Here is a 23,405-nt window from a genome sequence, read left to right as displayed (position 1 = left end):
AGCTTCGTTCATTTACCCATACGGCATTTGAGGGCTGACTTCTATGATCCATCAGATAGACATCGGTAGTTTTGGCAGTTTTAGCGCATTGAATTGGAAGAAGTCGATCCGCGACGACGGGAACAACGTTCAAAGTTTCAAACGGCTTAATGTCATCTATGGACGAAATTATTCTGGCAAAACAACGTTATCACGAATCTTTCGGGCTTTAGAAACGGGCAAAATACCTCCTAATTACATCACGCCTACTTTTACGCTTTATGGCAACAAAGGAGATGTGACTCATTCTGGTCTCGCTGCTCACTCTTACGATGTACGCGTTTACAACAGCGATTTTGTTAAAGATAATTTAAGCTTTTTGACCAATCAAGTCAGCGGCGAAATAAAAACGTTCGCAATTGTTGGAGAGAAGAACAAAGAAATAGAGGATTCCATAGCTTTGATTGAAATGAAGCTCGGAAGCGTTACAGGCAAAGTTGGTTTGTACTATGATCTTGAGCAGAAATTAGCAGATCGTGATCTAATTCGCATTAATTATAAAACTGGATCAGACTCACTTGAAGCCAAGTTAAGGACACATGCAAACGACAAGATTAAGAAGAACCGCCAATACGGCACTTCGGTCTATAACATTGAGAGCATCCGAAAAGATATAACATTAACAAAAAAACAAGGCTTCGTAGCGTTGGGGCTAGAAGAACAGTCTGCGAAGCTGGCGCTGCTAAACCAAGAAGCATTGAGTGATATATCCGAATCGGTTAGCTTTATCTTTGAAATTGAAAGCCTTAGAGCGCAAGCCTTGACTTTAGTAAGTCGGGTTATTACACCAACGAAGCCGATCCAAGAATTACTAAACGATAGCGTGCTGCAGTTGTGGGTAAAGCAAGGAATTTCGCACCACAGAGAAAAGCGTGAAACATGTGCTTTTTGCCGTCAAGAGTTGCCAGATGATATTTGGGAAGTGCTGGACTCACACTTTAGCAAAGAGTCGGGTGAGCTTGAAAATTTACTGACCACGTGTCTTGCATCGGTTAATAGCGAAATTAATTCAATACCTAATTTTATGTTGCTGACTGGGCAGCAATTCTACCAGGAAGAACGGATTCAGTTTGAAAAGCTCAACAAAACTCTTGTGGAGCACCTTAACCGTTATAAGGCAGATTTGGAAGAGATAAAATTCGCTCTTGAAGCTCGGAAGGCGAATCTGTTTCAGGTTGTATCAATAAAACCCAATTCATACGACCCAGAAGCTATTGCAGCAATCGTGAAATCAATCGGCGAATTGATCGTAAAGAGCAACGGAAAAACGAAGACATTGGAGCTAGATAAGGGGAAAGCACGCGAGGCATTACGTTTAACCGATGTCGCGAAGTTTGCCGAAACGATTACATACGACACTGAGCTTGCTCGTATTGGCGTACTTGAAAATGAGGCCGGCAAGGCAACTAAAGAACATTCGGATGCTGCTTTGGAGATCGTCAAGCTGGAACGCGAAATTACCGATCTGAGAGGCAAACAAAAAGATGAGCGCAAGGGCGCCGATAGAATAAATAGCTTATTGAATCATTTCTTTGGTCATGACGGAATCAAACTTGAAGCAAAAGATGACTTAGCTAAGACGGCAATTAAGTTTGAGATTACGCGCGATGGGAAGCCAGCCTTCAACCTTAGTGAAGGCGAATGCAGCCTGATTGCATTTTGCTATTTTATCGCCAAGCTAGAGGAGCCTGAGAGCAAAGATAAAGAACTGATTATCTACATCGATGATCCTATTTCCAGTCTCGATGGAAACCATATTTTCTTCATGTTTAGTTTGATCGAAAGCTTAATAGCGAAACCACAAAAAAATTCTGACAAATCAAACAGCTATCGCTACAAACAGCTTTTTATCTCAACGCATAATCTTGATTTTCTAAAATATTTAAAGAAAATTTCACTGCCAGCTGAAAAGAATCACGGTGGCCATCAACAGTTCTTAATTGAGCGAAGTGGATTAGCGAGCACAATCTCCCTAATGCCCTCTTATCTGAGAGACTATGTTACTGAGTTCAATTATCTCTTTCATCAGATTTACAAGTGCCGAAATCAAGAGTTTGCCAAAGTCAATCACGAGCCTTTTTACTCGTTCGGGAACAATTTACGCAAGTTTTTGGAGGCTTTTTTATTTTACAAATATCCGCATCATGACGACAAGTCAGATTCATCTGAACGCCTGACTAAGTTCTTCGGTGATGATGAAATGGCAGTCATTCTGGCAAACCGCCTGAATAACGAACTATCTCATCTGGAGCTTATTTTCGACCGCAGCATTAAACCTATCGACATACCGGAGATTCCGAAACTCGCAACATTCGTGCTAGACAAAATGTACGCAGCAGATCCGCACCAGTTTAATGCTCTGCTTCGGAGCATAGGCGAGCCTGAGCGACTTCAGTAACAGAAGGCCGGGTGGCATCCGCTGTCACACCGGCATCCAATAGCAGTGACTTGTTAGGTTAAGGAGTTGCAAGTCGCTTAATAAGGCGCTGGACCTGAATAAGTTTCCAAAGGTAACCTGCAGGAGTACGAATTCCGAGTTCGTTTAACTCCTCAACCATCTGACGCTGCGTCAGATTACGCAACCGAAAGCCATCAAACTGACCTCGCAATTTTTCAGCAAACAGGTTTGCTTCTGCTTTTCGTGCATCTATATTGGGTTTCAAATTTGTTAGACCCTGGGTACCGAGGGCAATGCCACGTGCTTTAGCAGCGCTCAGCGCTGCTTTCGTACGTTTGCTTATCTCATCCCGTTCCCATTCTGCCATCACAGCGTGCATCTGGATCATGACCTTGTTTGCTTTAGGCATGTCAACAGCCACAAAGTCGCACCCGGTTTCAAGCAGACCACTTACGAAGTGTACATTCCGGGCCAAACGGTCGAGTTTAGCAATTAATAACGTGGCACTTCTCCTTCGGCATGATTCGAGCGCCGCTCGTAACTGCGGTCGCTTCGCAAGCGCGTTACTTCCCTTGCCGGTCTCGACCTCTACGAACTCTTCAATTACCTCGATGTTGCCAGCTTGCTGAATGTACCGCTCGACTGCGGCACGCTGAGCATCAACGCCCAATCCCGACGCACCCTGCTTTTGGGTAGACACTCGTAGATAGCAGACAGCTTTCTGGATTTCCATCAGTTCCTCTGACAACATGACAAAGCGTTCGTTTAATGTGTAGTCATTCTAGCATACTTATATCACTAGTGACTAAATTGTGTTATGCTCTTGCTCATGAACAACACATTACCTACTACCAAAAAGCCCGGCCGCAAGCCAATCGGCACAGCGACCCTTACCCCTGCAGAGCGCCAGCGGCGGTACCGTGAGAAGTTGCGTTCCAGTGGCGGCAAAGACTTCTTAATGACTTTAGGGGGCCTGCATCTTGTGCACGTAGAAGTGCTGGCGACCTTGCAAGGCATCACGCCCTCCGAGGCCCTCCGCATTCTTATGGAGAAAGCCCTGGATCGTTACGTCGCTGTAATGCATCGTGCCGGCCGGATGTCGGAAAACGGAGCGACACCAGAGGCTTGCGAGCAGTTCCTGCAAGACCATCTCTACCCTGAGTTGCCGCCGATTGAGGCCGGGCGTGGGGAGTCATGAAAGTTGGAGCCTCAGCATATAGGGCCGTAGTCGATTGGGTCGAACTGGAAGTTCAGCTATTAAGGCAATCGAATTTCTGGACAGTTAAAAAGGCTGTGCACGCAGCCTTGCGGCTCCCACAGGGCGCGCATTCCTTCTTTGAAGCGCTGGACGCGGGAAGTGGCAGCGCCGCGTCTGCGTTCCGCTTCCGCATCCAAGACTTAAATCAGATGCGTCAGCTCTCTGTTGTGATTGAGGAGTTGAATTACAAGTTCGGACTGTCATCAGTCCGGCCCATTGCTGTAGAGCTGGCATTCGATACCTTCATGCAGGGCGGAACCGTTCGCCAATTGGCCGAGGTCGCGACTGACCGCTTCAAATTCAACACCGCTAAGCCTGGCGACGATTGGCACTTCTACCGGATGAAGGGTGAAGGCCGGCACTACGCGAACACACTTCAGCAACGCCGTGATCTGATCGAATTGTTCGAAGCATCGTGGCAACTGACAGACCGGAATAGCAAAGACGCCGACATCCGTTATCACGCTTATGTGAAGACCCAAGACAACAAAAAATCGTTGATTCCCAGCCGGTATTGCGCGCGTCTCGAAGTCACGCTTCGAGGCATGGCCCTTCCGTTCACGACCATCCCGGAACTGATCGAATTCAACTTTACAAGCCTAGCTCACCATTTCAAGTTCAGGCGCCTCGCTGATGATCTTCATCCCGCTGTTCGGGACGTACTCGCCAAATGGTCAGGGCGGCAACTGGGACGGAATGGGCGGTATCGGAGACCCGATACTCAGCGCATTGGGAGGTACAGCGGGACTAGCCGCTTCCGAGGCTCGACTGTTGCCGATGAGGGCCTGAACACTGTGGCCTATGAATGCCTGCGCAAGCTAACGCGTGAGTGGCGCAGCAATCGGTCCCGTGCGGATTTCCCGGAAACTTTTTGCGCGTAACCCCGCGTGAATGCTGGGTTTCTTCCCCCTGCCCTAATAATACTTACTCTATATACGATTGATGATGAAGAAGAAGTCAGCAGCACCAGATGAAATCAGCCAAGCGCTTGCATTGAGAGAGGCGGGCTACACCGCCCTCGCAATCAGTCAGCGCCTCGGCATGAGCGTCCGTAGCCTGCAGCGCCATTTCGCGGCGACCGGGACCGTCAAGGGGGCGATCAAAGCGGACCTGCTCGTACAGGCGCGTGCGGACCTCATGGCGCGGGTCTCTTCCGAATCCTCCATCAAGGAGGAGGCGGCGCGTTTGGTAGCCGATGACTTGGCGCACTCGCAGCACCTGCGGCAGATCATGCTGGCGGCGACGGAGGCGATGACAGCCGTGACCCTGGCAGATGCTGTACAGGTCATGCGTGCGGCGGCTGCATATTCGACCGCACTTAAGAACACATCCGACATCATCCGACATAGCCTTCGCGCGGAACGTTTCAACGAGGACGTGTCGTCAGAGTTGCCTGAGCTGGTCGTGCGCGAGCTGACCGCTGAAGAGATCGCGGAATTGCGAAACGCCGCCGCCCGGCATGACGCCAACGTCGAGCACGACGATGTCTTGGCTAGAGGCCGCGCCCGGGACGACGACACCTCGGTTGACGACGAACTCAATGAAGTGATCGAAGAAGGACTGTGAGTATTTCTTGGCGGGTTCTTGGCATGACCGAAGTCCTAGAGAAATGACGCTCCTTGATGGCTCTGGAGAGTGCAACCGGGAGGCCAAATTGAAAATCGGTCCGGGGCCAGCGCCATCTGGGCAAACGATTTAAACGCCAGTCAGGGCGTTTTTACCATTCCTGGCGCCGAGAGACTACGAATAGCAAAAAAACGGCACAGCCGGGCTTTGCGGACTTCCAAAACGGTTGCTTCAGGCTTGGTCATACGCCAAATACCGCCTGATGATCGGCGGCCCGGTCGAACCGTTGAAATTGCGGGCTAATCGCCGGCTCACTTAGCGAGATCAAGAGGCGGCAGAGCTATTACTATTTTCATCGTTTCCAAGCTGACAGTGACCACACGCTGGAATAGCTCCATCGGATAGCGCGGGTTGACCATCGTTTCGACCGCCCAGTCGTTGGCGTCGTTGACGATACCGCTGTCCTTGTCGGTCTTGACGCTCTGGCGCTCGACAACCCAGTCCAGAGCCGGCTTGCCATTGACGACGTAGTCGTACGCTTCGAGCGGGATACCGGTCAAGGTGATCTTGTCGTTGTAATGCAGGGTCGTCAGGTCCTTGTCCTTGCCCTTTTTGCCGTATCGCATCTTCTCTACCCTATAGTCCGCATCGGTGAGCTTTGTTCCTCGACTATCGATCTTCAGTGGGTATGGAGCTACACTTTCATAGTTTAGGTGCAGGTCAGCCAATTTGCGGCCAGCTTGTGAGTAGGCCCAAAAATCTTCAACGGTTTTGACACATGGCATGCGCGGCAATTCTTTGCCCAAGTTGTCGGCGAAGCGTTCACGGTAATCGTGAGAGTGCAGCAAGCCGTAGACGTAGTAGAAGATGTCTTCGCAGTTGATGTTTGCTCCGGGGTAAGCCAAATTGAAATGCTGCAGCCCCTGTGCGGTGATGGCGTCACGACGTCCAGCTACATGGGCTGTAACCGGATCCTCGAATAAGGTGGATTGCTCTTGGTTAGGATCCGACATCTCGGACTCGACGTCATCGTAAAGATAGAGCGGAAAACATTGAGCACCACCATCAACTTGGAGGTCGCAAACTTGGTTGACCATTAGGGCGAGCTGCCCCGTGCCGGCCCAGCGCTGCTTCACCATGATAACGATGTTCTTCGCCGATGCGTTTGGAAAAATACGCGGCATCTGGTAGACACGTTCATTAAAGCGACGACTGTAGTAAAGCCACTGCTTACTGAAGGGACGGTACACACTAGAAACAAGGCAATCATCCTCGAACTCGAAACGGCGGTCTTTCGCAAGCTCCTGCTTTACGTTGTGGGTCCAGGCGATTCGCTTCGCATCTGTATCAATGAAGTTGTCTATCAATGTTTCTCGATGCTTCTTGTCTAACCCAGGATGTCGTTTGGCAAAGCGATCAGCCTCGTCATTGTAAAAAGTGATCATCTTCTTCATATTGTTGGCCACGCCCGCCTTTGAGGAGTTGTAGCACCATGCATCGCGGTTGGTGACTACTCCAAGCGAAAAGTTCTCGAACAATTTGGATGCGCTGCCTTTCTTATCGCCCAGCACAATGTAATCAGCAAAGCTGTTGTCACGCTGCTTCAGCCAATCTCCGTGAGCATCGGGTACAATTCCCTCCCAGCCGTGTGCCGCTGTAATGCCCGCGATGCTACAAAACGCATCAATTTTTGCCAGCTTATCTTCTCGACTCAAGTAATCGCCAATGTCGTGATAATGAATTTCGCCCATGCGCTCGGCGGCTGGATTTTTAACTAATAGCGAGATTGCTATCGGTGCGCGGCTTCCACTTCCAAAAATCTTGCCGCCTTCTCGGCGGGACAGGTCACCAGCCGTGCGTTGATTTCCGCGTAGGTGAAAGATGTAAATGCTGCTGAACTCGTCCGCTAAACAGCGGCGCATTCCATTTGCAGTATTAGCGTCAATAAAACCAGCATTCGTGACGAAACCGATAACGCCGCTGCTACCTACTCGATCACTTGCCCAGCGGATTGCTCGGATGTAGCTGTCATACAGCCCTTTGGACAGCACTGCGTCAGATCGCTCCGCGTATGTCGAACGGATACGCTCGTCCAAATGGGGATACGCGAGATTATCGTTGTTGTCGTTCTCGGTTCGTTGCCCAACTGAATAGGGTGGATTGCCCAAAATGACACGGATGTCTAACTTTTTCTGGCGCTTGCGCCGGGCACTGTTATCCACTAGCAACACGTCCACTAAATCCTCCTTCTCGTACATCTGGAAGGTGTCGGTAAGACAGATGCCTTCAAACGGTTGGTACTTTCCACCCACAATGCTGTGGTAGACCGCCTCGATGTTAATGGCAGCGATGTAGTACGCCAGCAGTACAAGCTCGTTAGCATGGATTTCGTGCTTGTACTTATGCTGAAGATCCTCCGGCTCGATGAGACCGCTCTGCAACAACCGAGTGATAAAGGTGCCGGTACCAGTAAAGGGATCTATGATGTGGACTCCCTTGCTGCCCAAAGTCTGACCAAATTCTGTTTTCAGGATATGCGCGACGCTATGGATGATGAAGTCCACCACCTCCACCGGTGTGTAGACGATCCCTAATCGCTCGGTCATCTTCGGGAAAGCGTTGCGGAAGAACTTATCGTAGAGTTCGACCACTATCTTCTGCTTGCCAGCCGCAGTGTCGATGCCCTGTGCACGCATCTTCACGCTATCGTAGAACCGCTGGAGAGTATCCGCTTCCTTATCCAGCCGATGCTCTTGTAGGACGTCCAGAACACCCTGCATTGCAAGCGACATCGGGTTGTGCTTCGCGAAGCTGTAATCCTCAAATAAAGCGTCGAACACCGGCTTGGTAATGAGGTGCTGGGCCAGCATTTCGATGACTTCACTGTCCGTGATCGAGTCGTTGAGATCATCGCGCAACTCGCGGGCGAACGCATCGAAGGCAATACGCTCCCTGCCGTTTTCGGCATCGCCGATGATGGTGGCGATGCGCGTGATGTGAGTCCGGGCTATGCGGGCAATGTCATTGGCCCAATCCTCCCAGTGATTTCGATTTCCGCATTTTTGAACAACTTTGGCATAGATCGCGCGCTCGATTTCCCCTATTTCGAATGCGATCTCACCTTGTACCTGCGCCTTGTATTCTGCCGGTTCCTCACCAATGGCGAATCTACCCTTGCCTAAATTAGCTTGCCCTGATTTTTTGCTGGCTTTTTGGGCTACTTTTTCGGTGACCGCGATCACCTCCATTTTTGAGATGTCTTTACCAATGAGATCTAACTTGTTGACCATCGCGTCGAAGCGATCATCGTGCGAACGAAGAGCCTGCAACACCTGCCAAACGATCTTGTAGGTCTTGTTGTCGTTCAAGGCCTCGTCCGGTGCAACGCCCGCTGGAATGATCACGGGCAAGACAACGTAGCCGCGCTTCTTGCCCGGCGAATTGCGCATGACGCGACCGACGGACTGCACCACATCCACCTGCGAATTGCGTGGAGTAAGAAAGAGCACAGCGTCGAGGGCCGGCACATCCACCCCCTCAGACAGGCAGCGGACGTTGCTCAGAATTCTGCAGGTGTCTTCAGGTGCATCGGACTTCAACCAAGTCAGTTCAGCCTCCTTTTGACTTGCAGTCATCCCTCCGTCCACGTGCGACGCTTCGCATATCAGGGAGCTGTTGCCATCGTCGGGATTGGTGATTTTGTACTCTTCGACGACTGCGCGAAACATGTCTGAGATCTTCTTGGAGCTGACCTTGTGAGTCTTCGCATTCCCTTTCGCGCCTGCCTGGTATTCAATGACCTGACAGAACGCGACAGCGCGCCGCATAGGCTCGCTATCATCAGCAAGGTCCTCACGTGTGTCTCGCTTGCCAAGCGCCTTCCAGCACCCAACAATCTTGGCTGCGTCCTCAACCTTGATTTGATTGTTGTCGTCCTTGAGCAAATTTTGTAGGCTGCGGCTGATGTGAGCCTCATCCATCGCGAGCACAAGGACCTTATAGTCAACCAGCAACCCCGCTTTGACGGCCTCACTGAAGGTGATGACGAATAGCTCCTCGCCGTACAGTCCGGTGTCGTCCATTGAGCACAGAGCTACGTTATCCTTCTCCGCGCTGGCTTTTGCGCCATCCCCATAGATGCGAGGCGTAGCGGTCATATACAGGCGCTTGGAAGACCTGAGGAAGTCAGCGTCGTGGACCTTGACGAACGCGCTTTCCTCGTCATCGCCGAGCGTTGCGCCGGTGGTGCGGTGCGCCTCATCGCAGATAATCAGATCGAAATCCGCCAAGCCAAAGTCACGCTGAGCATGACTGATTACATCGATGGAGTGATAGGTCGAGAACACGACGCTCATATGCTGGCTGTCGTGCCGCTTGGCCATTTCGGCGGCGAGACGTTCTGGTTTGGTCGTGGCCGGGTAGCGCAGTTCATGGACGAAGGTCTGAACGACATCGTCGTCCTTCTTTCGCTTATTGCCAACGTCACTATCAGAACAGACGGCGAAGCTGTGCAAGGGCGTTGCGCTTTCCTGCGTCCACTCGGTCAGCGTCTGTGACAGCAGCGACAAGCTTGGCACCAAGAAAAGCACGCGTTTTCCTGCGCCGGCTAAATCCTCAGCAATTTTCAGACTGGTGAATGTCTTGCCTGTGCCGCATGCCATGATGAGCTTGCCGCGATCAGCATCCCTCAAGCCGCGTTGCGTGGCAATAAGCGCGCGCTCTTGATGAGCGCGGAGTGACTTCTTCTCTTTAAACGTCGGCTTTACGTACGGCTGGTATTTAGACCAATCAATCTGGCTATTTTCGAGGTCCTGCAGGTCGATCTTGCTGACGGGCGGCTGCTGGTCCTGCAACGCATCGTTCGCGTGCTCGCTCCAGTTGGTCGTCGTCGCAACGATTATGCGACGGGTGAACGGTTTCTTCCCCGAGGCCGTGAAGAAACTATCAATGTCCCCGCGCTGTACCCTGTAGTCGTCCGCGTAAAACTTGCATTGAATAGCGTGATATTCGTCTGTGCCCTGCGTCTTTGCCACAAGGTCAATTCCAGTATCGCGCTTGTCGATCCCCTGCATGGCAGCCCAGTCGCTGTAAGTCCAGATGGTGCTGTACAGGTCGCGGTAAGTTGCTTCGTTGCGGAGGTAGGTGCAGATCAGTTCTTCGAAATAGGTGCCCTTCTCACGTTCGGAAAGGGATGCTTGACGGTAGGCGTGGAGAATTGACTGTAGAGCGGTCATATTTGAGGTGGCATTCATCGAGGAAATATCACGCGATCATAACCGATGGTCATGCATGAGAGGGCACAAAAACAGTCCGGCGGAGGAGCGCGAACGTTGGCTTCCGCCCGGTGTTCCACAGTTGATTTGACCTGCTAATACCCTTTGCCGTTGGCGTCGCAAGACGGCGCCCGCCTAGTTAAAGACTTTCGTCAACGGATATATTTGCGATCCGACCCCATCCCACTCAGGACAGATCACATCACTGTTGCTGGCGCTGGGCGACCGCCTAGTAAGACCTGCCGAATAGCGCTTGAAGTATCCGTTTAAGCGCAGGACCGGATAGTTTAGGGTGAAGCTGTGCCCAGCGTCTAGCGTCAAATCTATCCTCCGCATTGACCACCGAACTGTCGCTCAGCTTTGCCGAATCACTGTTGTGCGACGGAGCACTAAGTTGCCAAGCCATGAGTCGGGTTTCAGCTTTATAGCTCTCCTCGTCTTGCGCGCCATCCGCCCCTACCTTCACCCGCATGCAGTCCAGCTTGATGATCTCAGTTGGCACTCGCCCGTCCAGCGCACAGATGGCCACGGCGACGGTGATGGTCGAATTGCTGAACTTAGGCAATGTGGGCTTTTGACGCAGGTAGAAATCGGAAAACGACTTCACTGAAAGGCGGTTGATTGAGTCGTCCTCACCAACCAAAAAGATTCTAAAACCGACGCCCATTGATGCACGCTCCTCAGTGTGTGCAGCGCCTATCGGTGGCGGCGTTGCTGTGTTAGATGAGGATTGATCGTTACACACGGATGTTGCTAATGCAACCACTTTCCAACGGCATTCGCAGCAAAGGTGCATGGTAAGATACCCCCGATACGGTGTCCCAAACGGGACATCAAAGGCAAGCCAGTACCGGGCGCATGGCCAGACATTTCAATGACTTAGCGGACGGTGGTGGAGGCGGGTTCGATTCCCGCCGCCTCCACCACGCATCCAAAAAAACCGTCCTCCGGACGGTTTTTTTTCGTCAGCACAATAGGCGGCGGGGATCGAACCCGCGGGACGCGGGGGATTTCCGGGGTTTCGGGGAGCACCGCTCCCCGCCGGAAATCCGCCTTGCGCTTGCAAGCGCAAGGCTCTCCGATTCGCCTGACTAGAGGGAAATCGCCCAGCGATTTCTTGCCGTTCGCCTCCAGTTTTAAAAATTTATTCGGTATCAAGATCAAGACAGCATCGCCTCTACGATACGGTTGAGCCTGAATTGGAATACCGATCCCCCCCCCACTCTGCGGGGAAGTGACAAATTTTGAATGTTAAAGTTCAAAAATGTCCGATTGTCAGACCTGACACCGTCGCACATTCCATCCTTATAGTGTACTGTTTTCATCAGTTAGAGGTAAATCAATTACGGAGCCGATCTAAATGGGATTTAAAATCAATAATGATGAGGAAATGGATCGATTGTTGACTGGCCTGGCGAACGACATTGTCGATGCTCATGTCCATTACAAAATGCACGATGACCTGATTACGGCATTGCAAGCGGCCCCCGAAGTCGCGAGAGAATCCAACAATTTTTGGCATATGACAATATCCGCGCACGTGAAGTTGAGCCAGGCAATGCTCACCCGCGCGTACGATCAGGAACATCAGTCACTTCACTTAAAAAGCTGGCTCATCGCTATCCGGGACAATCCTGACATGTTTTCAGCAGCTAGTTTTAGAGAGCGCATGAAGGAAAACCCATACGTTGACAGCCTGGCGGAGGACTATCGAATCCCAGACCGGGCGCAGCTTGAAGCGGATATCGTTCTCTGTTCTTCCAGCGATCCCCTTGTTCGAATCCTTATGTATCAGCGCAACAATTGCGGGGCTCATCTGAGCGCTAAGTTGACCGCTGCTGGCGTCAAGATAAGTGACCAGTTTCCGCTCACATATGCAGACTTTAAGCGCCTGCTTGAACGTTCTCTCACAATCATTCATCGCTACAGCACTCTGTTCGTTGCTACAAGTTATTCCACTAACGTTGTGGGACGGAAAGATTTCGAGACGGTTTTTGTAGCGGTTAAGCGCATGCTTGAACAAAACCAGGTTGAGAAAGATGCGTTCATAGCCAAGGCGATGAAAGCAGAAAATTGATTGTTTACTCCATCACCTCACACAACTACAATCGGGTACCCCAAGTGCAAGACTGTGATGCATGGATGGCCAGAAAAATCAACGACTTAGCGGTGACATGGTGGAGGCTTCGATTCCCGCCGCCGCCTCCACCACGCATTCAAAAAACCGTCCTCTGGACGGTTTTTTTCGCCAGCGCCAACGGGCGGCGGGGGTTCAACCCGCAGAACGCGGAGGATTTCCAGGGCGCCGGTAATCCGACTTGCGCTTGCAAGCACAGAACTCTCCGATTCGCCTGACTAGAGGGAAATCACCCGGCAGTTTCTTGAAGCAAACTTCGCCCCAGCCAACCCCGCATCTACCTATTAGCATCAAACCTCAACCTCAACAAGCTCGCCCCCGCCCCCACCGCCGCAAACCCGACCGCCACCATCAACCCCAGCCGCGGCCCCCCATTCCCTGCCACAATGAAGCAGCACGCCACCAGCGCCACGCCCGCCGCCTGCCCCATCAGACGCGACGTGGCGACAATGCCGCTCGCGCCGCCGGCCCGGTCAGCAGGCGCGCTGGCCATGATTGCCTTCATGTTAGGCGCCTGAAAGAAGCCGAAACCGACGCCGCACAGTCCCATGCGCCAGGCGATGTCCAGCGCGGAAGGTGTCGCAGGCAGAACCACCAGCGCCATTACGCCGGCGCTCAGAACCGCCAGCCCGATGCCGCCCAGGATGGCCGACGACCAGCGGTCGCTCAGGCGGCCGGCAATCGGCGCCATCACCGCGACCATGGCCGGCCAGGGCGTCATCAGGAAGCCGGTGTCGATCGGCGACCTGCCGATGCTTTCGAAATAAAACGGCAAGGAGACAAAACACAGGCCCTGGACCGCAAACGTGCAGACCGACGTGAGGGCCGACAGCGAGAAAAGCGGACTGCGGAACAGGTCAACCGGCAGCAAGGGGAAGCGCTGGCCGCGCTGGCGCCGCAACAGCAGGCCGAAGCAGATCACCGCTGCCGCCAGCTCCGCGCCCAAGCGCAGTGGCGCGACGCCGTGCGCCGCATCGCCGAACAGCAGGACCAGGGCGCCGAATGCACCGGCGTTGTAGAGCGCCGCGAGGGGGTCGAAACGATGCGTCCCGCGCCCGCTGTCGGGCAGGCAGCGGCGCGCCAGCCACATGGCGCCGATACCGAACGGGACGTTGATTGCGAACAGCCAGGGCCACGACGCTACCGCCAGGATCAGCGACGCGACGGTCGGCCCGACGGCAAATGCCACGGCAACCACCAGCGCATTGGTCCCGAATCCACGTCCCAGCAAATCGGGTGGATAGATCGCCCGCATCAAGGCCGTCGCGACGGCCATCATGGCGCTGGCGCCGATGCCCTGCGCGAAGCGGGCCGCCACGAGAACGGGCAAGGACCAGGCCAGTGCGCAAGCCAGCGAGGCAACGGTGAAGACGATCAGCCCGCCGATAAACACGCGCCGGAAACCGGCAATTTCGCCCAAGGCAGCAAACGGCAGCAAGGTCGCCAGCATTGCCAGTTGATAGATATTGACGATCCAGATCGAGCCGGCCGGGGTGGTATGCAACTGCGCCGCCATGGCCGGCAGCGCCGTGTTGGCAATCGCCGTATCGAGCGACGCCATCGCCACGCCAGTCATCACCGCCAGCATCGCCAGCCCAGCGCGGCCAGCCACCTGCCGCATGTCTGCGGCGCTACTCTGCAACACCGCCACGGCTCAGTCCTGCACCACGCCGGACGGACCCACCCGCTGCGCATTCGGAACATTCGACATCCGGATGCGAATCAGGTGGCGCTGTTCGTCGGTGTACGTGGTGCGGCCGTGCAGCATGCGGTGGTTATCGGCGATCATCAGTGTGTCCGTCGGCAACTGCTCGCGGAAGCGCGTCGCGCCCTCTTCCGCCACCTGGTGCATGATTTCCAGGGCAGCGAGGAGAGCTGGCGAACTCATGGAAGGGCACGACGCCAGCCCCTTCCTGATCGCATCGTAACGCCAGCGCAGGGTAAAGCGCTCGCCCTCACGGCACGGTGCGCCGAACACCGGCGCGACATGATGTTCAACGCTGTCGTCGTTGGCGGCGTACACCGACGGCACCCGGAACGGCACCGGTGTTTCGCGCAGCAGCTGGTACGCGGCGCGGCCCGCCGCGCTGCGCTGCAGTGCGTCGTAGATGCTCTCGCCGTCGACCAGCAGCGAATGCCCGCCGTCACATTCGGCAGCGCGCACGACGTACAAAATAAACTGCTCTTCAGGCATGGGGTAAAACGAAGAGTCGGTATGCATGTCAGCACTGCCGATGCGCTCGGAGAACGTGACGAAACGCGTATCCTTGCCCTCGGCCGGGCGCGCCTTGACGTCCCAGGCCACCCTGCCGGTGCGCTGGTCGGTCGAGGTCGGGTAGCCCAGCATCAGCGTCAGCGCATACAGCGCCGCATTGCGCCGCTCCTCCGGCAATCCCCCCAGCCCGAGTCCGCGCAGCACGATGGCGTTTGCGCTCAGCCGGCGTAGCGCCTCGGTGAGCCGGCGCAGCGTGCCCACTTCGGCCAACGCCTCTCGCATTTCCACTTCGTCCGGATGCGGATAAAAACCATTGTTATTAAAATCCTGGAAGTGCCGACCAATGATCTTGAATAGCCGATCCAGATCGCCGCCCCATTGAAATGCAGCATCTGCAATCGCAATTGTCCCTTGATATTCCTGCACTACTAACATGACACTGTTTCCCAAAATTATCGGTAATTTATGTTAGCCCAGCATGGTTGACTCAAGACAACTATTGATTGACTTTTTTTTCAATTCTCATCGATTTCGGGAAACGCGTTTCTGCTTCCTCCTATGAAATAGCACATCCGCAGCCCATTTCTCAAGTTGCAATAATTATTACATTGTTGGTCATACGCAACATTTTAACAAACGGTTTCGCTTTCACCGAATTCGATGAAGTATTATGCTACGGCAACTAAATTTATTGCATTCAGATAAATATGTTGTAATTTTATATTCAATACGTGGTAATCATGTTTAAACGTCTACGAGGCAATAATGAAACTGTTTGAAAACATGAGGTTGGCGACCAAGCTTGGCCTTGCATTCGCTGGACTGTTGCTGTTGAGTGCATGTATTGGCATTGCGGCCATTGTCGGTTTGGCAGCAGTCAATAGCACAGCCGCGGCATTGTCGTCGGATTGGATGCCGAGCATGCGCGTAATTCAGGATATAAAGTCACAGGTGGCGCGCGTTCGCACCCGTGAATTTCAGTACATTATCTCCACCGATCAAACTGAAATGGACAAATATGACAAGGTGATTGCAGCGGACCTGGTTGACCTGGCAAAAATGCAGGAAAAATTCGTCAAGCTCGCCGAAACTGCGGAGGAAAAACAGCTGTATGCGGATTTTCTGGCAATGTGGGGCAGTTATCTTGAAGAAGATAAAAAAATTCGCGCCGCCATGCGCGCAGGTGACGATACTGCTGCCAAAAAACTCATTCGCGGCGAATCGAATAAGCTGATTGTTTCGCTGCGCGGCCAGATCGACAAGCTGGTGAAGGTGTATGGCGATGGCGGCGATGCGGCCGCAGCGGCGGGCGCACAGACGTTCGTGAGCGCGCGTAACTGGATCGCCGGCCTGCTCATTCTCAGTATTGTGCTTGGCGCGGTGGCAGCCGTGGCGATTACCCGCTCGCTCACCAGGACGCTTGGCGGCGAACCGGCTTACGCCGTGACAATTGCCGGACGCATCGCCGCCGGTGAACTGTCGACGCCCATCCATACCAGGCCCAACGATACGCGCAGCCTGCTGTTTGCCATGAAGTCGATGCGTGACAGTCTTGCTTCCATCGTCGCCGAGGTGCGCACCGGAACGGAAACGATCAACACGGCGGCCACCGAAATCGCCGCCGGCAATGACGACCTGTCTTCACGTACCGAACAGCAAGCCGGTTCGCTGGAGGAAACCGCGGCATCGATGGAAGAACTGACGGCAACCGTGCGCCAGAACTCGGCCAACGCGGAAGCGGCCAACACTCTGGCGCTGAGTGCCTCGGCAATTGCCCAAAAGGGAAACGCGGTGGTGTCCAAGGTGGTCAGCACGATGGGCAATATCGACCGCTCGGCCAAGAAAATTTCGGACATCATCAGCGTGATCGACAGCATCGCCTTCCAGACCAATATTCTTGCCTTGAACGCTGCCGTGGAAGCGGCGCGCGCCGGCGAGCAGGGCCGCGGCTTTGCTGTCGTGGCCTCGGAAGTGCGCAACCTCGCGCACCGCTCGGCCACCGCCGCGAAGGAGATCAATCTCCTGATCAACGATTCGGTGCAGCAGGTTGAATCCGGCAGCAAACTGGTCGGAGAAGCGGGTGCGACCATGGAAGAGGTGCTGTCCAGCGTGCGCCAGGTAAATGAAATCATGCAGGAAATCAGCGCTGCCAGCCGTGAACAGAGTGCGGGCATCGAGCAGGTCAACAAGGCGATCACGGAAATGGACCAGGTGACGCAGCAGAATGCAACGCTGGTGGAAGAAGCCACGGTCGCGTCGCGCAGCATGCAGGACCAGGCCGCCGCGCTGCAGCAATTGGTGGCCGTGTTCCAGCTCGATGCGGCCCAGGTGGTAGCGCTGCCGCGACCCGTAGCGCGCCTGGCACTGAAGGCCGGCAAGCCCGCCTTGCGTCGCGCTGCCTGATCGTCGTCGCGGGTGCCGGATGGCTGCCTGCGCTTCGCGGGGAAAATGTTACCATCTGGCTACTAAAATGCCAGGATGCTCCCATGCTGCAAATCGCACAACAGTCCATGCAGTCGCTGATGCTGACCATGCGATGCAATGGCGTCGACGTCGGCCACGGCACCGGCTTCATCGTGAAACTGGGAAACGGCATCGGCCTGGTCACGAATCGCCATAACGTCACCGGCCGCTACCAGCGCAGCGGCAAGCCGATCGCGGCGAGCGCTGCAATCCCGAACGAAATCGCCATTTTCCACCCGCTTGCCTGTGACAAGCAGCGCTTCGTCCCGGCATGGGAAGCGCGCGTCGAGCCGCTGTACGCCGGCGGGTCGATCGACGGCGAGCGGCTCTGGAAAGAACACCCGCACTACGGCAGCCGGGTCGACTTCGTGCTGCTGCCCCTCACCCGGACCGACGGCATTGCCGCGACGCCCTACTCGATGACCGACGGCGCCAACATTGCCGTGCAACCGGCCGAGACGGTGAGCGTGATCGGCTTTCCGTTTGCGCTGTCGGCAGGCGGGCGCCTGGCCGTGTGGGCGACTGGCACCGTGGCAAGCGAGCCGGAAGCCGACTACAACGACCTGCCCCTGATCCAGGAATTGATCCATGCCGTCTGCCAGCCCATCACGCTGTTCAAATTGTGGCCGGGTACCCGGCCCGCCTGACAGTCAGGCCTGCCACACCCCGTATCCAGCTTCCCTGAGCGCAATGGCCAACTCCACTTCCATGTCTGCCGCGCCCCGGTACGGCATCGGGTTGTAGACCGCGTACAACTCGGGCATCAGCCGCAGACCGTATTCCTGCGCGAATTTATTTGCGCGGATACCTGCCTTGTGCTTGTCGAAGCGCACGTCCGGCGTCTGTCCCGTCATGCCGACGTACACGCATGGCCGACCGGTCACATAGTCGGGGTTGGCGCGCCGAAAGCGCGGTTCGTACAGCACGTCGGGCGACAGTGCGACAACATAAACGTGGTGGTGGTAGCGGCGGGACATGAAACCAGTGTCAAAAAAAGCGTCGGATAACTTTACAAAGCTTAGCAGAATCACTGTTCCCAGCAGCAACTGAGATCGATAAACCGCTGATTCACAAGGATTATTTATGTGTCATGCATAACTGGCCTGCTTTTTGCTCAACGAAATGTCTGGCCCCTGCGCGGCCCCATAACAAAGAAAGAGACACCATGACCCGCCTGCACACTCTCCTTGCCGCAACTTTCTTCCTGGCCGGCAGCCAGGTTTGCGCCGCCGCTATCACGGTGCTGCCGTCCGACCTCAACGTTGGCGGCCTGAACCAGTGGAACCTGTCGAACTTGCGCGGCACCTCGAACGGCTATACGTCAACCACGACGGCCGGCATCACCACTGCCAATCCGCGCAACGGCAACGGCTCGGTACAAATGTCGCTGACCAACAGTTCAGGCAAAGCCGACTACGCTTATACCTGGGGTTACGATGGCGCGCGCACGCTTGGCACGCTGACCTCGCTCAGCTACGACTGGTACCGCAGTAGCGCCAGCTCGGCCGGTGGCGTCATGCCTGCCTTGCGCCTGTTGTATGACGCGGACGGCAGCGCCGCCACAACCGCTGACCAGGGATACCTGATTTACGAACAGATTTACAACCCCAACGTCGCATCGGTTGTCAGCGACCAATGGGCCTCCAGCGACCTGCTGACGGCCAACCTGTGGCAACGCAAGTTCAGCCCTGGCGAGACCGTGGAATCGTACGGCGTGACCCTGGCCGACTGGACCTCCGGCAACAACCAGCCTGCCAACGCCGACCGCCTCAACGCCAGCAGCGCCATTCTCGGCATCGAGTTCGGCATCGGCTCGGGCTGGAACGGCAGCTTCAACGGCTTCGTCGACAATGTGAGTTTCGGCTTCAGCCAGAACGTCACCACGTTCAACTTCGAAGCGGCGGCGGCGGCAGTGCCGGAGCCTGGCAGCATTGCACTGCTGGGCCTGGGGGTATTCGGCCTGGCGGCAGTGCGCCGGAGAAAGGCGAAATAAGCCTTATTCCACACCCAGCACGTGCAGGCGCGCGCGCAGGCGCCGCACCTCGTCGGCCAGGTCGATCACCAGGCCGGCCACGTCTTCGTTGGCCTCGAAATCGCGCTCCAGGCTGAGCAGGCGGCGCGCACGGTCCAGGTCGACACTGCGGAACTGCAGCGTGGTCACCTGCACGCTGCCGTCTTCCCCCAGCAAGCCGGCCTCGACGTGGCGCACCACCCAATCCGGTTCGACCTGGCAGGCGCGCGCGAGTTCGTCCAGGCTCAGAGCGGATTCGTCGAGCAGCACGCCGGTCAAGGCCTGCATCGATGTGAAGTCGTTCATGGTCATCCTCCTTTAGTGTCGCGCGGGTTGAAAGCCAGCTCGCGCGCCATCTCTTCGTAGAGTGCTTTTGCCTTGTCGGTGATGGCCGGCGGCAGCACCACGTCCAGGATCAGGTACAGGTCGCCCGGCGTCGCGCTCGGAATGCCACGCCCCTTGAGGCGCAGCTTGCGCCCGGTTTGCGATCCGGCCGGCACGTTCACTTCCACGCTGCCGGACGGGGTCGGCACGGCGATGCTGCCGCCCAGCGCCATTTCCCACGGCGCGACCGGCACGCTGACATACACATTCACACCCTCGAGCCGGTAGCGCGCATCGCCCCTGACCTGGATTTCCAGGTACAGGTCGCCGGCGCCGGCGCTGCCCGGATGGCCCTGCCCGGTCAGGCGCAGTTGCTGGCCCGGTGTCACGCCCTTGGGAATCTTGACGCTGAGCGTTTTCTCTTGCGGGGCGCCACCACGCTGCGGCACGCGCAGGGTGATGTTGCGCGTCACGCCGGTGTAGGCGTCGGACAGGTCGATTTCGATGGACGCATGAATGTCTTCGCCGCGCGTCTTGAAACCAGCCCCGCGGCGTCCCCCGCCCCCGCCCATGTTGGCGAACAGGTCGGCAAAGAAATCGTTGGGGTCGGCCGCGCCGCCGCCACCGCCGCCGGCGTAACCATGCTGGCTGCCCCAGTCCGGCGGCGGCTGGAAGCCCTGGCCGCCACGGGGGGCGTTGCCCAGCTCGTCGTAGGCCGTGCGCTTTTCGGCGTCGCCCAGCACGCCGTAAGCTTCGTTGAGTTCCTTGGTCATGCTGTCGGCGTCTTTCAGCTTGCTGACGTCGGGGTGGTACTTGCGAACCAGCTTGCGGTAGGCCTTCTTGATCTCGGCTTCATCGGCGGTCTTGGCGACGCCGAGAGTCTTGTAGTAGTCCTTATATTCCACGTACCGCTCCTTGTTGTTCTTACAATCTTACTGCGAGATCCCGGCGCCGGGCGCACGGTTCCTGACACTGTTCGTTTCGATGGTAACAGAACCGCCATGCAAAAAAGGAAAGCCTGCCACCGTCAACCGTACGGCGCGCCGCATGTATGCAACGTGGATGTCACCCTTTCGCAACCACCGCCGGTATGCGATTCGAATCACCCCTGCGCCCGCATGCACCTGTTGTACATTCAAGGCAGTGGTTCGTCATGGAGAGACCCGATGCGCACCTGGTTCAAACGCGCTGGCATTGCCTTGCTGGCGCTCGTGTTGCTGCTACTGTCAAGCCTGTTCGCCGCCAGCGCGATGGGTGAGCGCAAACGCGAGCGCGTGATCGCCGTGGCGGTCGAGCCGATCGCGCTTTCCCAGGATCCCGCGCAGGTCGCGCAGGGACGCTACCTGTACACCACGCGCGGCTGCGCCGACTGCCACGGCGCCAGCGGCACCGGCAACACCGTCTTCGACGATGGCGGCATGCTGGTGGTGGCGCCCAACATCACGCCGCATCCCGGCAGCGCGGTGGCGCGTTACGGCCAGGCCGACTGGGTGCGCAGCATCCGCCACGGCGTCAAGCCGAACGGGCAGCCCATCCTGATCATGCCCAGCGAAGACTACAACCGCCTGACCGATGCCGACCTGGCGGCATTGATCGTCTACACGCAACAACTGCCCGCAGCGCCTGGCAAGCAGGCCGTGATCCGCATGCCCACGCCGGTGCTGGCGCTGTACGGCGTCGGCGCCATCGAAGATGCAGCCGAGAAGATCGACCATACGCTTGCGCCGGCACAGCCGGTTGCCAGCGGCGTCACGATCGCCCATGGCGCCTACGTGGCCAACGCCTGCATCGGTTGCCACGGCCCGCAGCTGAGCGGGGGCAAGATCCCGGGCGCGCCGCCTGCATGGCCGCCTGCCGCCAACCTGACACCCGGGCCGGGCAGCGCCATGCGCGCCTATCCCGAGCCGGACCTGTTCATGGCGATGATGCGCAGCGGGCAGCGTCCCGACGGTTCGGCCATCAGCCGCGTCATGCCCTTCGCCTCGCTGGGCCAAATGACCGATACCGACCTGCGCGCGCTGCACGCCTACCTGCGCGCAAGCGCGCCGCGCGAAACGGGCCAGCGCTGACGCGGGTGCCGCTGAACAGTCCGCCGAAACGCAACATAAATCGGTAGAATCGCCGGTTTCGTCAGCGAACCGGCCATGTCTTCCATCGTAGCTCCCGTGCAGCGCGCAGCAAGCATACGCGCAGAAATTGCCACTTTATGGCGCCTGTCGTGGCCAATGCTGGTCGGTCAACTGGCCACCGTCGGCATGGGCGTGGCCGATGTCGCCATGACCGGCCACGTCAGCGCCGAGGAACTGGCGGCGGTGTCGCTGGGGGCCTCGGTCTGGTCGATCGTGCTGGTGACCGTGATGGGCGTCATGATGGCAATTAACACCATCGTGGCCCACGAAGTCGGCGCGGGGCGCCACGACCAGATTCCCCACTCGGTCCGCGCGGCCCTGTGGAAAGGCCTGATCGTCGGCCTGGCCGGCTGCCTGGTGGCCAATCTGTGCACCTTGCTGTTCGACCATATCGGCCTCGATGCCGGCGTGGCCGAGCGCGCGTCCTTGTTCCTGCACGTGATCAGCCTGGGCATGCCGGCGTTCGCCTGCTACCGCGCGCTGTACGGTTACACCACCAGCATGAATGCAACCCGCCCCGTGATGGTCATCGCGCTCGGTGGGCTGGCGTTCAATGTGCTGGTCAACTGGCTGCTGGTGTTCGGCAATCTCGGCTTGCCGCGCATGGGCGCGATCGGTTGCGCGGTGGCCACGGCGCTGGGAATGTGGCTGATGCTCGGCGCGCTGGTGTGGTGGGTGCGCACGGCGCCCGTGTATCGCAGCACGTACCCGTTCGGCAAATGGGAAGGCCCCGGCTGGCGCGAAATCGGCGCCATGTTCCGGCTCGGGCTGCCGATCGGCATCACCTACTTTGCCGAGGTCAGCGCGTTCGGTGCGATCAGCCTGCTGGTGGCGCGCTTCGGCGTGGTGCAAGTGTCGGCGCACCAGATTGCGCTCAACTTTGTCTCGCTGGTGTTCATGGTGCCACTGAGCTTTGGCATTGCGCTGATGACGCGCGTGGGCCAGGCGCTGGGCGAAGGCGATCCCGTCCGTGCGCGCTTCGTCGGCTGGGTGGGCGTGGCGATGTCGGTGGCGTTCGGGGTGCTGTCGGCCGGGTTCATTTTGCTGTTCCGCTGGGAAATCGCGCGGGCCTACACCTCGGATCTGGCGGTGCAGGCCATGTGTGTGCAGCTGCTGCTGTTCGCGGCGCTGTTTCAATTGTCCGATTCGACCCAGGTGGCGGTGGCCAGCGCGATCCGTGGCTATAAAGTGACGCGCGGGCCGATGGTGATCCAGTTGCTGGCGTTCTGGGGCGTCTCGCTGCCGGTCGGGTGCGTTCTCGGGCTGGCGCCGGGCTGGTTTCCGTGGTCGCCGGCGGCGCCACTGTCGGCCACCGGCTTCTGGATGGGGCTGGTGCTCGGCTTGACGGTGGCGGCGGTGCTGTTGACGGCGGCGTTTCAGCGGCTGGCGCAGCAGCGGGTAGCGACGGCAGTTTAGCGGCTGTCATTACAGATTTTTGGGACGGAGTCTGGTATCGTCTTGCTACTTTGCATCGCCGATAAGTTTATTTTTTTACCGTCGCCCCAGAGACCGTCATTCCCGCGCAGGCGGGAACCTATCGTACCTTCGCGCATCGATAACGCTTTTCGACGTGGGTATGGATCCCCGCCTTC

The 23,405-nt window shown here is 56.6% G+C and carries 19 protein-coding genes; 10 read left to right on the top strand and 9 right to left on the bottom strand.

All coding sequences use genetic code 11. The features are described from left to right. Positions 1–43: 43 nt before the first annotated feature. Positions 44–2,437, top strand: a complete 2,394-nt coding sequence (locus tag V6M87_RS02490) for an AAA family ATPase (protein ID WP_332848146.1) — start codon at positions 44–46, stop codon at positions 2,435–2,437. Positions 2,438–2,495: 58 nt separating this feature from the next. Here the strand turns inward: V6M87_RS02490 and V6M87_RS02485 are convergent, their stop codons facing one another. Next, positions 2,496–3,170: a recombinase family protein gene (locus tag V6M87_RS02485; RefSeq protein ID WP_332848145.1), complete on the bottom strand. Its 675-nt coding sequence runs from the start codon at positions 3,168–3,170 to the stop codon at positions 2,496–2,498. Between the two features lie 96 nt (positions 3,171–3,266). Between V6M87_RS02485 and V6M87_RS02480 the strand changes: the two genes are divergently transcribed. The 3 genes from V6M87_RS02480 to V6M87_RS02470 all read left to right on the top strand — a co-directional run bounded on the left by V6M87_RS02480 (position 3,267) and on the right by V6M87_RS02470 (position 5,261). After that, positions 3,267–3,635, top strand: a complete 369-nt coding sequence (locus tag V6M87_RS02480) for a hypothetical protein (RefSeq protein WP_332848144.1) — start codon at positions 3,267–3,269, stop codon at positions 3,633–3,635. Continuing rightward, on the top strand, positions 3,632–4,576 hold the full coding sequence (locus tag V6M87_RS02475; protein WP_332848143.1) for a hypothetical protein: 945 nt from the start codon (positions 3,632–3,634) through the stop codon (positions 4,574–4,576). The genes V6M87_RS02480 and V6M87_RS02475 overlap by 4 nt, the downstream gene beginning before the upstream one ends. Before the next feature lie 61 nt (positions 4,577–4,637). Continuing rightward, positions 4,638–5,261 carry a hypothetical protein gene (locus V6M87_RS02470; RefSeq protein WP_332848142.1) on the top strand — a complete coding sequence of 208 codons (624 nt, stop codon included), beginning with the start codon at positions 4,638–4,640 and terminating at the stop codon, positions 5,259–5,261. A gap of 311 nt (positions 5,262–5,572) precedes the next feature. Here V6M87_RS02470 and V6M87_RS02465 read toward each other — a convergent pair whose 3' ends face one another. From V6M87_RS02465 to V6M87_RS02455, 3 genes are all read right to left on the bottom strand, one after another. Beyond that, positions 5,573–10,513, bottom strand: a complete 4,941-nt coding sequence (locus V6M87_RS02465; protein WP_332848141.1) for a DEAD/DEAH box helicase — start codon at positions 10,511–10,513, stop codon at positions 5,573–5,575. A 250-nt stretch (positions 10,514–10,763) separates the two neighbouring features. Further along, complete coding sequence (locus tag V6M87_RS02460) at positions 10,764–11,201, bottom strand: hypothetical protein (protein ID WP_332848140.1); 438 nt, start codon at positions 11,199–11,201, stop codon at positions 10,764–10,766. Positions 11,202–11,413: 212 nt separating this feature from the next. Then, positions 11,414–11,698, bottom strand: coding sequence for a hypothetical protein (locus V6M87_RS02455; protein ID WP_332848139.1), 285 nt, complete (start codon positions 11,696–11,698; stop codon positions 11,414–11,416). A gap of 196 nt (positions 11,699–11,894) precedes the next feature. Between V6M87_RS02455 and V6M87_RS02450 the strand changes: the two genes are divergently transcribed. Further along, positions 11,895–12,611, top strand: a complete 717-nt coding sequence (locus V6M87_RS02450; protein WP_332848138.1) for an AbiU2 domain-containing protein — start codon at positions 11,895–11,897, stop codon at positions 12,609–12,611. 337 nt (positions 12,612–12,948) lie between these two features. On the opposite strand, the gene V6M87_RS02445 is transcribed toward V6M87_RS02450, so the two are convergent. Together V6M87_RS02445 and V6M87_RS02440 are read right to left on the bottom strand one after the other, a co-directional pair. Next, entirely contained in the window at positions 12,949–14,292 is a 1,344-nt protein-coding gene (locus V6M87_RS02445; RefSeq protein WP_332848320.1) for an MFS transporter, read from the bottom strand. Positions 14,293–14,325: 33 nt separating this feature from the next. Continuing rightward, on the bottom strand, positions 14,326–15,168 hold the full coding sequence (locus V6M87_RS02440) for a TauD/TfdA family dioxygenase (RefSeq protein WP_332848137.1): 843 nt from the start codon (positions 15,166–15,168) through the stop codon (positions 14,326–14,328). A gap of 483 nt (positions 15,169–15,651) precedes the next feature. On the opposite strand from V6M87_RS02440, the gene V6M87_RS02435 reads away from it, so the two are divergent. Next, positions 15,652–17,289, top strand: coding sequence for a methyl-accepting chemotaxis protein (locus V6M87_RS02435; RefSeq protein WP_332848136.1), 1,638 nt, complete (start codon positions 15,652–15,654; stop codon positions 17,287–17,289). An 83-nt stretch (positions 17,290–17,372) separates the two neighbouring features. Next, the gene (locus tag V6M87_RS02430) at positions 17,373–17,996 is read left to right on the top strand and encodes a hypothetical protein (RefSeq protein WP_332848135.1); all 624 of its coding nucleotides are present in this window, start codon (positions 17,373–17,375) and stop codon (positions 17,994–17,996) included. Between the two features lie 3 nt (positions 17,997–17,999). On the opposite strand, the gene V6M87_RS02425 is transcribed toward V6M87_RS02430, so the two are convergent. Then, positions 18,000–18,326 (bottom strand): hypothetical protein, encoded by a 327-nt coding sequence (locus V6M87_RS02425; protein ID WP_332848134.1) that lies wholly within the window; start codon positions 18,324–18,326, stop codon positions 18,000–18,002. Between the two features lie 188 nt (positions 18,327–18,514). Here V6M87_RS02425 and V6M87_RS02420 point away from each other — a divergent pair, with 188 nt between their 5' ends. Then, positions 18,515–19,342 (top strand): PEP-CTERM sorting domain-containing protein, encoded by an 828-nt coding sequence (locus tag V6M87_RS02420; protein WP_332848133.1) that lies wholly within the window; start codon positions 18,515–18,517, stop codon positions 19,340–19,342. Positions 19,343–19,345: 3 nt separating this feature from the next. Here V6M87_RS02420 and V6M87_RS02415 read toward each other — a convergent pair whose 3' ends face one another. Next, a complete protein-coding gene (locus tag V6M87_RS02415; protein ID WP_332848132.1) occupies positions 19,346–19,666 on the bottom strand; it encodes a chaperone modulator CbpM in 321 nt (106 codons plus the stop codon). Positions 19,667–19,668: 2 nt separating this feature from the next. After that, positions 19,669–20,589 (bottom strand): DnaJ C-terminal domain-containing protein, encoded by a 921-nt coding sequence (locus V6M87_RS02410; RefSeq protein ID WP_332848131.1) that lies wholly within the window; start codon positions 20,587–20,589, stop codon positions 19,669–19,671. Between the two features lie 261 nt (positions 20,590–20,850). Between V6M87_RS02410 and V6M87_RS02405 the strand changes: the two genes are divergently transcribed. Beyond that, positions 20,851–21,753 carry a c-type cytochrome gene (locus V6M87_RS02405; protein WP_332848130.1) on the top strand — a complete coding sequence of 301 codons (903 nt, stop codon included), beginning with the start codon at positions 20,851–20,853 and terminating at the stop codon, positions 21,751–21,753. Between the two features lie 75 nt (positions 21,754–21,828). Continuing rightward, positions 21,829–23,229: an MATE family efflux transporter gene (locus tag V6M87_RS02400; protein ID WP_332848129.1), complete on the top strand. Its 1,401-nt coding sequence runs from the start codon at positions 21,829–21,831 to the stop codon at positions 23,227–23,229. Positions 23,230–23,405: the final 176 nt, after the last annotated feature.

It is taken from the genome of Massilia sp. S19_KUP03_FR1, assembly GCF_036688685.1.
In the GTDB taxonomy this organism is placed as follows: Bacteria; Pseudomonadota; Gammaproteobacteria; order Burkholderiales; family Burkholderiaceae_D; genus JALYUM01.
This window is presented reverse-complemented; position numbering and strand designations above follow the sequence as displayed.